This is a genomic window from Microbacterium testaceum StLB037, assembly GCF_008763945.1.
Taxonomy (GTDB): Bacteria; Actinomycetota; Actinomycetes; order Actinomycetales; family Microbacteriaceae; genus Microbacterium; species Microbacterium testaceum_G.
Map to the genome: position 1 here is coordinate 1,078,161 of NZ_VTQH01000001.1, position 12,865 is coordinate 1,091,025.

Annotated in this window: 12 protein-coding genes; 7 read left to right on the forward strand and 5 right to left on the reverse strand. The window is 70.1% G+C overall.

Features of this window, described 5'->3' with window-relative positions; all coding sequences use genetic code 11:
• Window positions 1-36: 36 nt before the first annotated feature.
• Window positions 37-1,311: an ABC transporter substrate-binding protein gene (locus F9B98_RS05015; protein ID WP_150953704.1), complete on the reverse strand. Its 1,275-nt coding sequence runs from the start codon at window positions 1,309-1,311 to the stop codon at window positions 37-39.
• 244 nt (window positions 1,312-1,555) lie between these two features.
• On the opposite strand from F9B98_RS05015, the gene purS reads away from it, so the two are divergent.
• The 7 genes from purS (at window position 1,556) to F9B98_RS05050 (ending at window position 7,771) form a co-directional block, all read left to right on the forward strand.
• Window positions 1,556-1,804 (forward strand): phosphoribosylformylglycinamidine synthase subunit PurS, encoded by a 249-nt coding sequence (gene purS / locus F9B98_RS05020; RefSeq protein WP_056225673.1) that lies wholly within the window; start codon window positions 1,556-1,558, stop codon window positions 1,802-1,804.
• On the forward strand, window positions 1,801-2,508 hold the full coding sequence (gene purQ, locus F9B98_RS05025) for a phosphoribosylformylglycinamidine synthase subunit PurQ (RefSeq protein ID WP_150953707.1): 708 nt from the start codon (window positions 1,801-1,803) through the stop codon (window positions 2,506-2,508). Before purS ends, purQ begins: the two co-directional genes overlap by 4 nt.
• 86 nt (window positions 2,509-2,594) lie before the next feature.
• A complete protein-coding gene (locus F9B98_RS05030) occupies window positions 2,595-4,037 on the forward strand; it encodes a LuxR C-terminal-related transcriptional regulator (protein WP_150953710.1) in 1,443 nt (480 codons plus the stop codon).
• Between the two features lie 32 nt (window positions 4,038-4,069).
• Complete coding sequence (locus tag F9B98_RS05035) at window positions 4,070-4,774, forward strand: GntR family transcriptional regulator (RefSeq protein ID WP_150953713.1); 705 nt, start codon at window positions 4,070-4,072, stop codon at window positions 4,772-4,774.
• Between the two features lie 101 nt (window positions 4,775-4,875).
• Window positions 4,876-5,370, forward strand: a complete 495-nt coding sequence (locus F9B98_RS05040) for an ureidoglycolate lyase (RefSeq protein WP_150953715.1) — start codon at window positions 4,876-4,878, stop codon at window positions 5,368-5,370.
• A gap of 2 nt (window positions 5,371-5,372) precedes the next feature.
• A complete protein-coding gene (locus F9B98_RS05045; RefSeq protein WP_225310283.1) occupies window positions 5,373-6,845 on the forward strand; it encodes an FAD-dependent oxidoreductase in 1,473 nt (490 codons plus the stop codon).
• Window positions 6,842-7,771 (forward strand): 2-hydroxyacid dehydrogenase, encoded by a 930-nt coding sequence (locus F9B98_RS05050; protein WP_225310226.1) that lies wholly within the window; start codon window positions 6,842-6,844, stop codon window positions 7,769-7,771. The genes F9B98_RS05045 and F9B98_RS05050 overlap by 4 nt, the downstream gene beginning before the upstream one ends.
• A gap of 33 nt (window positions 7,772-7,804) precedes the next feature.
• Here F9B98_RS05050 and F9B98_RS05055 read toward each other — a convergent pair whose 3' ends face one another.
• The 4 genes from F9B98_RS05055 to mmsA all read right to left on the reverse strand — a co-directional run bounded on the left by F9B98_RS05055 (window position 7,805) and on the right by mmsA (window position 12,807).
• Window positions 7,805-8,605, reverse strand: a complete 801-nt coding sequence (locus F9B98_RS05055) for a lytic transglycosylase domain-containing protein (protein ID WP_150953719.1) — start codon at window positions 8,603-8,605, stop codon at window positions 7,805-7,807.
• 99 nt (window positions 8,606-8,704) lie between these two features.
• Complete coding sequence (locus F9B98_RS05060) at window positions 8,705-9,916, reverse strand: ROK family protein (RefSeq protein ID WP_150953722.1); 1,212 nt, start codon at window positions 9,914-9,916, stop codon at window positions 8,705-8,707.
• A 135-nt stretch (window positions 9,917-10,051) separates the two neighbouring features.
• Window positions 10,052-11,272 (reverse strand): multiple monosaccharide ABC transporter permease, encoded by a 1,221-nt coding sequence (gene mmsB, locus F9B98_RS05065; protein ID WP_150953725.1) that lies wholly within the window; start codon window positions 11,270-11,272, stop codon window positions 10,052-10,054.
• Window positions 11,273-11,277: 5 nt separating this feature from the next.
• Complete coding sequence (mmsA, locus tag F9B98_RS05070; protein WP_056225647.1) at window positions 11,278-12,807, reverse strand: multiple monosaccharide ABC transporter ATP-binding protein; 1,530 nt, start codon at window positions 12,805-12,807, stop codon at window positions 11,278-11,280.
• Window positions 12,808-12,865: the final 58 nt, after the last annotated feature.

The window sequence follows — 12,865 nt, forward strand, 5'->3', positions numbered from 1 at the left end:
GGCCGTTGCTGTCCCCCCGGCATCCGCCCGCATCGGTCAGGACAGGGCGTCGACCTCGGTCGCCCACTGCTGCCACGACGTGGCGGCATCCTGGGTTCCGTCTTCCACTCGCGTGAGCGCCTTCTGCATGGCGTCGTTGATCTGGAAGTAGAAGGTGCCCTTGTACGGCGAGACCTTCACGGCCTGCGCGCGCTCGGAGAGCATCTCGCCCACGGGGGCGTTGTTGAAGTAGGCGTTCGTGCTGCCGAGCAGGGCGTCGGCCGAGAGGGCGTCGGTCTGGCTCGGGAAGGTGCCGGCGTTCTCGAACGCCTTGACCTGGGTCTCGGGGTCGGTCAGCCAGTCGGCGAGCTCCTGGGCCGCCTCGACGTTCTTGCCGTTGCCCGGGACGGTCAGGTACGAGCCGCCCCAGTTGCCGGCGCCGCCGGGGAAGACGTTCGCGATGTCCCATCCCTTCACCTCGGGGGCGTTGCCCTCGATGACGCCGAGCATCCAGCCGGGGCAGAGCATGGTGGCGAACGCGCCGTTCGACAGACCCGCGAACCAGTCGTCCGACCACTGGCCGAGGTGCGCCGACTGCGTCGCGCTGGCCTTGAGGACCTGGTCGTAGATCTTCTTCACCTCGGGGTTGCTCGTCGCGGTGATCTCGCCGTTGTCGGGGTTCTCGTACGCCGCCTCGACCTGGTTGATCGCACCCTGGTAGGTCCCGCCGGCGGAGTCGAAGAACGCCTTGCCCGTCGCTGCGACGTAGGTGTCGCCCGCGGCGAAGTACGTCGACCAGTCGCCCTGGAGCATCTTGGCGACCTCGGCGCGGTCGGTGGGAAGCCCTGCGGCGGCGAACAGGTCGGAGCGGTAGCAGACGCCTTCGGGGCCGATGTCGGTGCCGTAGCCGACGAGGTTGCCCTCGGGGCTCGTGGCGGCCTCGACCTTGTAGTCGAGCCAGCGGCTCTTGAGGTCGTCGGGCACGGGCGCCAGCAGGTCGGCGTACTCCATGACCTCGGGCAGCCAGTCGACCTCGATGGCCTCGATGTCGGCGAGACCGGTTTTGCCCAGCTTCTGGAAGTAGTTCTCGCGGGCCTCGTTGCTGGTCGCGGCCTTGTTGTGCACGATCTTCACGTTCGGGTGCGCGTCCATGTACTCCTGCAGGAGTGCATCGGTGTACCCGAAGTCGTTGAAGGTGGCGATGGTGAGGGTGACCTCGCCGTCACCGCCCGAGGCGGAACCCCCGGCGCCGGAGCAGCCGGCGAGGACGAGGGCAGAGGTCGAGGCGACGGCGGCGACGAGAGCCACCCGACGCAGGGCACGGGTTTTCACAGATCACTCCTTTGTGGTGGGTGCTGATCGGCGCTTAGGAGGGCTCCTGCGGCATCGCGTGGGAGCGCTCTCACCGATCGGGGACGACGCTATGGGATCGCTCCCACGAGGTCAAGAGGACGCTGTGAGATCGTTATGAAGCGGGCTGGCGGGACCGCGCTCGACCACCCCTCCACCCCGACGGTGACGGCCGCGCGCCTCGCGTAGACTGGCCTCACTACGCCACCCGACTCTTGGAGCTGCAGTGCCCACCATCGTCGTCGACGTCATGCCCAAGGCCGAGCTTCTCGACCCCCAGGGAAAGGCCGTGGCCGGCGCCCTGTCGCGCCTGGGTGAGCACCGTTTCTCCGACGTGCGCATCGGCAAGCGCTTCGAGCTCACCGTCGAGGGCGAGGTCGACGAGGCCACCCTGGCTCGTGCCCGCGAGCTCGCCGACGAGATGCTCTCGAACGCCGTCATCGAAGACGTGGTCAACATCGAGGTGGTCGAGTGACCGCGCGCATCGGGGTCATCACCTTCCCCGGCTCGCTCGACGACCGCGACGCGCAGCGCGCGATCCGTCTCGCGGGCGCCGAGCCCGTCGCCCTGTGGCACGGCGAGCACGACCTGAAGGGCGTCGACGCCCTGGTCCTGCCCGGCGGCTTCAGCTACGGGGACTACCTGCGGGCCGGCGCGATCGCCGCCTTCGCGCCGATCATGGCCGAGGTCAAAGACGCCGCCGGCAAGGGCATGCCCGTGCTCGGCATCTGCAACGGCTTCCAGATGCTCGTCGAGGCGCACCTTCTGCCCGGCGGCCTCATCCGCAACGCCCACCAGCAGTTCATCCGCCGCGACCAGCGCCTGCGCGTCGAGAACGCCTCGACCGCATGGACCAGCGACTTCGCCGAGGGCGACGAGATCGTCATCCCGCTGAAGAACGCCGACGGCGGATACATCGCGGATGCCGAGACCCTGGCGCGCGTGAACGGCGAGGGGCTCGTGACCTTCCGGTACCTCGGTGTGAACCCGAACGGCTCCCTCGACGACATCGCCGGTCTGACCAACGAGCGCGGCAACGTCGTCGGTCTCATGCCGCACCCCGAGCACGCGGTCGAGCCGGGCTTCGGTCCGGGCACGTCTGCGGCGATGCGCTCGGGCGTCGACGGCCTGGGCTTCTTCACCTCGGCCATCGCGGCCGTGGTGGGCGCCGCCGCCTGATCGCGCGCTCGAGCCCACCCCAGTGATCTAAACTCGGAGGGTTCGCGGGAGAACCGTCACCTCCCGCGCGTCAGCGGGAGGGTCGGATGAGCGACGGCGATGAGGTCGGGACCGCTGCGGTCCGTGCCGCCGCCTCACGCGTGTCCGCACACCTCGTTCCGGGCGATGGACCTCCCCTCCTCCGCGATCTGGCGCTCCTCGCCGAGGTCGACCCCGGGCCACCGCCCCGCGCATGGACTGAGGCACACGCGCGCCTGCTCTCGGCCGTTCTGATCGCCCGCGCCCGCACCGACGCTCTCGGCGAAGACGTGAATTTCGTGGAGCGGTATTTCGAGGACGGTCGCCTCACGCGTCCGGCACCGCTGTCGTCGTCCGCCCGCGCCGACCTCTACGCGAGCGTCGCTGAATATCTCGGAGCCGTCGGTTGGCCACAGGCCGCCGCCGGTTTCGCCTCGGACGCTCTGATCTTCGCGACCTCACCCGGTGAGCGCTTCCGCGCCCTCTGCGCCCTGGCGCAGGCCCTCAGCCTGAACGCGGAGTTCCCCCGCGCGACCTCGGTCGTCGCGGAGGCGCGAGAAATCTTCGTGGGCGAAGGATGGGCCCCGGAAGACTTCTCGCTCTGGCTGCTGTATTCGGACGCCCTGCTCGCCCTAGGGCGGGCCGATCCGGCGCGCGGATTGCAGCTCGCGCAGGAGGCTGAGGAAGCACGCCCCGACGATCCGTACTGGCTTTTCGCTGCGGAACTCATCCGGCTCACGGCGCACTGGGTCTTGGGCGACATCCCCGGCGCTTTGGCGAAGGCGCGACGGTTGCTCCACGGGTCGGGGCGCGCGCGGAGCTATCGGCACATGCGTGAGCGGCTGCACGGAATGTGCAGCGGTCTGCTCGCGCTGCAGGGAGAGTACGCGGAAGCCCTGGGCGTCCTCGAGCGGCAGGAAAGCCACGCAGGACACACCATCTGCTTCCCCAATCTGCGGGCGACCGTACTGCTGCAGGTGGGGCGCGATCAGGAACTGATCGATGCCACGGACACGTGCGTCACGATGGCGGACCACTGTCTCTTCGCTCTCCCTTCCCTCCTCACGAGGCGTGCCGTCGCCTTCCTCCGCCTAGGACAGCAGAAGAGGGCAGCCGCGAGCATGGCGTCAGCCCTTCCCCTCATCGAGCGAACGGGCGGCCCCCAGTTCACGTTCTCGATGCTCCTCGCCGGCGAGGTGACGCAGCTGCTCGATCTCGTCGCCGCCGAACGCCCCGACCTCGCCGCCGAGGTCGCTGCGGCGCGCGCGGCTCTTCCGCACCCCGAGGCCGCGGAGAGCGAGCCCGAGACCGCGGACCCGCAGCGCGAACTGACGGTCACCGAACGCGAGCTGTCGCGCCTGCTGCTCACCGACCTGTCGCTCACGCAGATCGCCCAGCAGCGCGGAGTCTCTGTCAACACCGTCAAGACGCAGGTGCGCTCGATCTACAGCAAGTGGGGCGTCTCGAACCGCCAAGCCCTCGCCCGGATGCTCCGCTCGGCGCGGGGGTGATCGCCCCGAGGTCGATCGGGGAAGATGAGTCCGTGCGCGTACCCGATCCCGATCCGATCATCGAGGGCATCCTCGGCCTCTGGAGCAGCGAGGCAGCCGCGCTCCCCTCCGAACCGCGCCTCGCCGAGATGCTCGGGGCGAGCCGCAACTCGGTGCGCGAGGCGCTCGTGCGCCTCGAGGAGCGCGGATACGTGCACCGAACGCAGGGAGCACGGACCACCCCGAACCGCCGTCTCGCCGGGGTCGGCCGCCGTATCGACCAGCAGTTCGACCACTCCCTGTCGATCCGATCCGCGGGGTACGAGCCCTCGCTGGAACTCGTATCGTCCGACCGTCTCGAGCTGAGGCCCGGTGTCGGCCGCTTCGACGACCTCCCCGACGGCACGGTCGTGCTGCGCACGGTCAAGGTGTGGCGCGCGGACGGTGCTCCCTACGCCCTGGCGGAAGACCTCGTTCCCGTCCGGCGAGAGGCGGACCTCGACCCCCATCGCCCGGTGTTCGACCTCGCCGAGGCCGCCAACGGCGTCCGGGTGGCCTGGGAGACGGTGTGGATGGAGGCTGTCGGACTGGATGCCGACCGGTCGAGGCTCCTGTCGAGCTCGACCGGCACGCCGGTCATCGAGATGACCTACTGCGGGTACGGAGCCGACGATTCGATCGGGTACTGGTCGCGCGAGGTGCAACTTCCCGCACCGGAGGGGCTGCGCAACGCTCTCATCCGCCGCGTGCGGTCGTGAGCGTTTCACGGGCGTAACGACGTGGTGAACATGTAGGACAAGCATCTCTCGCTCTTGTTGGACAAGCGTACGGTCGGATCACCCGACGAAAGCGAGCCGCCATGACCGACGCCCTCACCGTCCACCGCCTCACCGCCGACGCGCTCACCCCCGCCGCCTTCGAGCCCTTCGGTGTCGTCCTGACGCCGATGGAGGACGGCACCCCCTTCACCGCCGAGGAAGCGGTGCTCGATGTGTCCAACGGCATCCCTCGCTTCTATCTCATGCACCTCGACGACAAGGCGCCGGAGTTCGTGCGGGTCACCCGTCACCTCGAGACCACGCAGACGCTCATGGCCGTCGGAGATGTCGAATGGACGATCGCCGTCGCCGCCCCCGGTATCGAGGCCCCGACGCTCGACGATCTCCGCGCCTTCCGCGTCCCGGCTCGCACGGCGATCACGATGCGCAAGGGCACCTGGCACGCGGGCCCGTTCTTCGCCGAATCGAGCATGGACTTCGTCAACCTCGAGCTCGACGACACCAACGTCACCGACCACCACAACCACCGCTTCGACGACGCCCTCGGCGTTCGCGTCGTGATCGACGGGGAGTGAGCATGCTCACCCCGCTTCCCGACGCCCCGGCGCGCCTCGCGGCACTCGAGCGCGAGGCGGCGCACCAGAGCGCTCTGAGCGCCGGCGACGGGCGCTCCTGGGTGGGCGCGCGCGACGGCATCCGCCCGGTCGTGATCGTGGGCGCGGGGCAGGCGGGGCTCGTGCTGGCCCGCGGCCTCCGGCGTCGCGGGATCGACGACGTCGTCGTGGTCGATGCCGCACCCGCCGATGCGGCAGGCCCCTGGACCACCTACGCGCGCATGCACACGCTGCGCACGCCGAAGGACATCGCGTGGCCCACCTGGGGCACCCCGGCCGTGAGCCCGCGCGCCTGGTTCGAAGCCGTCTACGGCGTCGACGAGTGGGACGCGATCGAGTTCTTCCCGACCGTCGCCTGGCACGGCTTCCTGCGGTGGTACCGGGAGGTGTCCGCGCTCACCGTGGTGCCCTCGACCCGCGTCCGCTCCCTCACCCCGACGACGGCGGACGGTCCGATCGAGGTGCACCTCGAGGGGCCCGACGGCGAGTGGATGCTGCCCGCCCAGCACGTCGTGCTCGCCACCGGCATCGAGGGCGCGGGCGGTCGGCACATCCCCGCCCTCCTGCGGGGGCTGCCCGCCGAGCGCGTGCACCACACGCACGATGCCATCGACTTCGCCGCACTCGCGGGCCTGCGCGTCGGCATCCTGGGGGCGGGTACGGGGGCGTTCGACAACGCCGCCACCGCCCTCGAGCACGGCGCCGCCCGCGTCGACGTGCACATGCGCCGACCGGCGATGCCGCAGGTCAGTCCCTATCGTTGGATGGAATTCGCGGGCCTCATCGAGAACTACGCCTCCTTCACCGACGCGCAGAAGTGGGCCTTCAACGTCCACCTGTCGGCGGTCGATCAACCCGCCACGCAGAACGCGCTGTGGCGCGCCCACGCCTTCGACTCCTTCCGCTTTCTCACGTCATCGCCGTGGGAGACCGTGGAGTGGACGGGCAGCGAGATCGCGGTGACGACGCCGCATGGCATCCATCACTATGACGTCGTCCTCGCCGCGACGGGGATCGTCGCGGATCTCGCGCAGCGCGCGGAGCTGGCGGGCATCGCCCCGGATGCCGTGCTCTGGAGCGACCGGCTGAACCCCGCGTCCGCGGCGCAGAATCCAGGCCTCGCGGCGTTCCCGTACCTCGACGACGACTTCGGCCTCGTCAGCAGGAGCGCGCCCGAGGGGTCGGCGCTCTCGCGGATCCACCTGTTCAACCACGGTGCGCGCCTGAGCCACGGCATGCTCAGCCACCAGATCCCCGGCCTGGTCGGCGGGGCCACGAAGCTCGCCGCGGCCCTGTCGCGACGGCTGTTCGTGCGGGACTCCGAGGCGCTCCTGCGCGAGTACCTGGCGTACGACGTGCCGGTCGGGGTGCACATCGGCCGGCGAGCGCAACCACCGAGACCCACCGAAGCCCCGGGAGTAGCGTCTCTCCGGTGACGACCTCGACCCCCCTCCTCGTGTCCGTGCCCACCGACGAACTCCGCGACGACCTGGGCCAGCTGCCCGAAGGCGTGGAGGTGGTGGTGTGGGACATGAGGGGACCGGCACCGCGCGATCGCTTCGACATGGTCGTGCCGCCGTACATGACCGGGGACGACATCATCGAACGCCTGTCCGAGATCGAGGTCGGCCTCGTCCAGGGCCAGTCGATCGGCTACGACAACGTCGAGGGGCGCCTGCCCGAGGGCCTCGTCTTCGCGAATGCCTCGAGCGTGCACGAGACGGCCACCTCCGAGCTCGCCGTCACCCTGACCCTCGCCGCCCAGCGCCGCCTGCCCGACTTCGTCCGCGCACAGGATCGGGGCGAGTGGACCGGCGGCGGCGCCCCCGGTCTCGCCGACGCCCGCGTGACCCTGCTCGGCTTCGGCGGGGTCGGTCGCGCGATCGCCGCACGCCTGAAGCCGTTCGAGGTCTCGCTGCGTGCGGTCGCCTCGCACGGACGTCTGCAAGACGAGGTGGAGGTCTTCCCCCTCGGAAAGCTCTACGAGGTGCTCGCCGACACCGACATCGTCATCGCCTCGCTCCCGGGCGGCGACACGACCCGCCACGTGATCGACGACCGCGCGCTCTCGGCCCTGCCCGACGGCGCCCTGATCGTGAACGTCGGCCGCGGCCCCCTCATCGACACCGACGCCCTCGTCGACCACGTGCGCCGCGGCCGCATCCGCGCCGCCCTCGACGTCACCGACCCCGAGCCCCTCCCCGAGGGCCACCCCCTGTGGAGCCTCGACGGCGTGCTCATCGCCCCGCACGTCGGAGGGGCGACGGATGCCATGCGCCCCCGCATCGCGCGCTTGGTGCGACAGCAGATCGAGCGCCTGCACCGCGGCGAGGAGCCGCTGAACGTCGTGCTCGGGGGCTGATCTCGCCGAGATTCCCCCAAGCGTCGGCGGGGATCAGCCCGCGAGGCGCGCGTAGTCGTTGGCCGCGGCGGCGACGTCGTCGACGTAGCTGTCGAGGTGGTTGTACGAGAACACGGCTCGACGCCAGCCCGCGGCGCTGGTCATCTCGCCCGACGCGCACAGGTACCTCGCCGCCGCGAAGGCGGCGTCATCGATCTGGTTCGGGTCTGCGGTCCCGTCGCCGTTCGCGTCGGCGCCCCATCGCTCCCACGTCGCGGGGATGAACTGCAGCGGGCCCACCGCGCGATCCCACGCAGCGTCACCGTCGAACCGGCCCCCGTCGGTGTCGGGGATCGCCGCACTCGCCGCCCCGTCGAGCGCAATCCCGCGGATCGGCGGGTCGGGGTACCCGTCCGCCCCCAGCATCCCACCCGAGTGGGCCCCGTGCGCCGACTCGATCGCCCCGAGTCCCGCGAGGGTGTTCCACCCGAGCCCGCACCCGGGCTGCTCTCGCTGAACGGTCAGGGCGGCCGAGGCGTAGGCCCGGAGGGCGCGTTCCGGGATGCCGGTGCGCCCGGCCACCGCGGTACTCCACTGCGCGTCGACGGGAACCGTCGTCGGCGTTCCCGGGTTCGACGGGCGGGCGGCCGGGGCGCCGGCGTCCGTCGCGGTCGAGGTGACCGCAACCGAGGCGGGTGCCGCGGAGACGGGCCACGGCACCGCAGGACGCGCCCGCTCGGCGTCGCGTGCGATCGCCTGCGCCTGAGTGAACAGGATGCCGACGACCGTCAGCGCCGCGAGCAGCGCGAGCACCCACGGCCAGATGGGCCAACGCGGGGCCTGCGTGAGGTCCACGGACACCTCCCGGCGCCCGTCGGGTCGAGCGCACCCCGAGAAGCTAGACCGCGGGGGCGACGCGGCGGTGAACGCGCGGGATACGACCGATAGCAGCGGTCAGCCGCGGAAGCCGGCGGGGTTCGCCAGCAGGTCGGCGAACGCGAGCTCGGCCGGGCCCACGAGCATGAGGCGCGAGCGCAGATGCGCCCTCTCGAGGCGGATCGTGCGCCCCTCGGCGCCCAGCGGGTGCACGCGCACGGCGTCGGCGAGGCGTTCGCGACTCACCGACAGCAGGGCACCGAGATAGCCCGAGAGCACCACGGTCTCGGGGGCGAAGGCGTTGACGAAGTTCGTCAGGGCGAGCGAGAGCATCTCGACCTGGCGGGTCACCTCGGTCATGACCCGCGGGTTGCGGGCGACGCCGAGCTCGACGTCGAGTTCGTCCTCGTCGAGTTTGCGGCGCCCGAGGAGCGGTTCGAGGATGTCGAGGCTGACCTCGGCCTCGAGGCACCCGCGGCGTCCGCACACGCACGCGCGCCCGCGGGGATCGACGACGGTGTGGCCGAGCTCACCGGCGTAGCCGGACGTACCGCGCAGCAGCGTGCCGTCGATGATCAGCCCGCCGCCGATGCTGTGCATCGCGCCACCGAGATACAGCAGGTTGCCCACACCCACGCCCACGCCGAACCGCGACTCCGCGAGGGCGCCGATGCTGGCGTCGTTGCCGGCGGCCACCGGCATCCCGAGCTCATCGCTCAGGCGGGCCGAGACCGGGTCGCGCTTCCATCCGAGGGTGGGCGAGACCAGGACCGACCCGTTGGCGTTGACGAGTCCGGGGACCGCGAGGCCCGCTCCGACCACCCGGTAGTGGCGGTCGATGTCGGCACGCATCGCCTCGACCGACGAGGCGACGATCTGCACGAAGCGCTTGGGTGCGGGGGCGCTCGCGGTGTCGTGCCGGAGTCGGGCGTGCACCACCCCGCCGAGTCCGACGAGGGCCACGGTCACCGCGTGCGGTTCGGCGCGGACGCTCAGGGCGGCGACGTGGTCTTCGGGCTCGAGGTCGAGGGTGGGGCGGCCGACCTTGCCGGTGCGCTCCCCGCTCGGGGCCTCGCGGACGAGGCCGAGCTCGGTCAGCTCCATCACGAGACCGGTGACGGTGGAGCGGTTCAGGCCCGTCGTCGCGCCCAATTGGGCGCGTGAGAGCGCTCCCCGGGAGTGAAGAAGCGACAGGACGGACGAGAGGTTCTGCTGACGGATCAGGTCGTTCGTCGTACGGCCAGCCGGCGGCGCGAGCGGGGTTGCGGGCTCGAACACTGCAGGGGTCATGAGAGGCGCACCTCCCCCATCATCCCATCGAGGGGATCGGGATCCTCACGCGTGCGACGCACGGCGACGCGAAGGGGACGACGGCCGGAGCGGCCGGGATGGGGAGCCGGCCGCGGGGCCAGGCTCCCCATCCGGTCACGCACCGCCGTTGCGTCGCTTGTTGAAGATGTCGAACGCGACGGCCAGCAGCAGCACGATGCCTTTGATCGCCATCTGCCACGCGGCATCGACGCTCAGGATCGACAGTCCCATGTTCAGCACGCCCATGACCAGACCACCGACGACCGCGCCGACGACGGTACCGATGCCGCCCTGGACGGCCGCGCCACCGATGAACACCGCCGCGATGGCATCCAGCTCGTAGTTCTGGCCGGCCGAGGCCACCGCACCACCGGCGCGCGCCGTGCTGACGACGGCGGCGAGACCGGCGAGGGCGCCCATGTTGACGAAGATGAAGAAGTTGACCCACTTCGTCTTCACGCCGCTCATGACGGCGGCGAAGAGGTTGCCGCCCATGGCGTAGATGTGGCGACCGAAGGTCGTGCGGTTGAGCACGAACGTGTACGCCAGCACCAGCACGGCCAGGATGATCAGCACGATCGGGGTGCCGTTGTAGGCGGCGATCGTGAAGGCGGTGGCCATGATGGCGATCACGGCGACGACGTTCTTCGCCCAGAACGACCAGACGACCTCGCGCGGCAGCTCGAGGCGGCGCAGCGTCGCGCGGGTGCGCAGCTGCTGCACGACGAGCAGGACGCTCGCGACGGCGCCGAGGGCGAGGGTCAGGGCGTCCCAGTTGCCGAGGTATCCGAGGAACGGCGGCAACCAGCCGGCGCCGATCGCGGTGAACCCCTCGGGCAGACCGCTGATGGTGCCGCCGGTGAGCAGCACGAGCGTGAGCCCGCGGAACAGCAGCATGCCGGCCAGGGTGACGATGAACGCGGGGATGCCCACGAAGGCGACCCAGAAGCCCTGCCACGCGCCGACGACGGCGCCGACGACGAGCGAGAGCAGGACGGCGACGAACCAGGGCAGACCCCATTGATTCATCGCGATCGCCGCGATCGCGCCGACCATCGCCACGACCGAGCCGACCGATAGGTCGATGTGGCCGGCGATGATGACCATGACCATGCCGATCGCGAGGATCAGCACGTAGGCGTTCTGCTGGATGAGGTTGTTGACGTTTCCGGGCATCAGCAGGCGGCCGCCGGTGAGCACCTGGAACAGCACGATGATGATGACCAGGGCGGCGAGGATGCCGAACTGACGGAAGTTGATACGCGACAGGATGCCGCGACGTCGCGGCCCCGGCTGGGTCGGCGCCTCGACCGTCTGGGTGGATGCGGTGGCCATTGCTGTCAGTTCCTTCCGGCGGTCATGTGCCGCATGAGGTTCTCCTGCGTGGCGTCGTCGCGGCTGACCTCGGCCGTGATGCGCCCCTCGGAGATCGTGTAGATGCGGTCGGAGAGGCCGATGACCTCGGGCAGCTCCGACGAGATGACGATGACGGCCTTACCCTGGGCCGCGAGTTCGTTGATGATCCCGTAGATCTCGTACTTCGCCCCGACGTCGATGCCCCGGGTGGGCTCGTCGAGGATCAACACGTCGGGTCCGGTGAACATCCACTTCGACAGCACGACCTTCTGCTGGTTGCCGCCGGAGAGACGCCCCGTGATCGCGGCGACGCTGGGGGCCTTGATGTTCATCTTGTAGCGGTACGAATCGGCGACCTTGTACTCGCGGTACCGGTCGACCACCCCGAGGCGGGCGAGCCGGGCGAGAGCGGATGCCGAGACGTTGACCTGGATGTCGCCGATGAGGTTGAGGCCGTACTTCTTGCGGTCCTCGGTGGCGTAGGCGATGCCGTGCTTGATCGCGGCGTCGACCGTGCGGACGTCGATCTGCTGACCGTTCTTGTAGACCTCGCCCGAGATGCCCGTGCCGTACATGCGCCCGAAGATGCTCATCGCGAGCTCGGTGCGACCGGCGCCCATGAGGCCGGCGAAACCGACGATCTCGCCGGCGCGCACCATGAAGGAGGCGTCGTCGATGACCACGCGCTCGGTGTCGACGGGGTGGTGAACGGTCCAGTTCTCGACGCGGAACAACTCGTCGCCGATGTCGGGTTCGCGCGGCGGGAAGAGGCTGTTCAGGTCGCGGCCGACCATGGCGCGGATGATGCGGCCCTCGTCGGTGTCGGCGTCGGAGCGGTGCATCGTCTCGATCGTGCGACCGTCGCGGATGATCGTGATGCGGTCGGAGATGCGCAGCACCTCTTTGAGCTTGTGGCTGATGATGATGCAGGTGATGCCCTGCGTCCGCAGCTGGTCGATGAGATCGAGCAGGTGGGCGGAGTCGTCGTCGTTCAGCGCGGCGGTGGGCTCGTCGAGGATGAGGAGCTTCACCTCTTTCGCGAGCGCCTTGGCGATCTCGACGAGCTGCTGCTTGCCGACGCCGAGCTCGAAGATCTTCGTCGCGGGGTTCTCGCGCAGGCCCACGCGCTTGAGCAGCTCGGCCGCCGCGGTGTTCGTGGCGTTCCAGTCGATGACGCCGCGGCGCGACTTCTCGTTGCCGAGGAAGATGTTCTCGGCGATCGAGAGGTACGGGCTGAGCGCCAGCTCCTGGTGGATGATGACGATGCCGGCGGCCTCGCTGTCGTTGATCGAGCGGAACGCCATCTGCTCGCCCTCGAGGGTGATGCTGCCCTCGAAGCTGCCGGCGGGGTAGACGCCGCTGAGCACCTTCATCAGCGTCGACTTGCCCGCGCCGTTCTCGCCGCAGATCGCGTGGACCTCGCCGCGGTAGACGTCGATCGACACGTCTGCCAGCGCGGGAACCCCGTTGAACGACTTCGAGATCCCCGACATGCGCAGGATCGGTTCGGTCATGGTGTGTGCTGTCCCTCCGCCGCCCCACAGGCGGCCTTTCGACTCCGCCGCCCTCGGG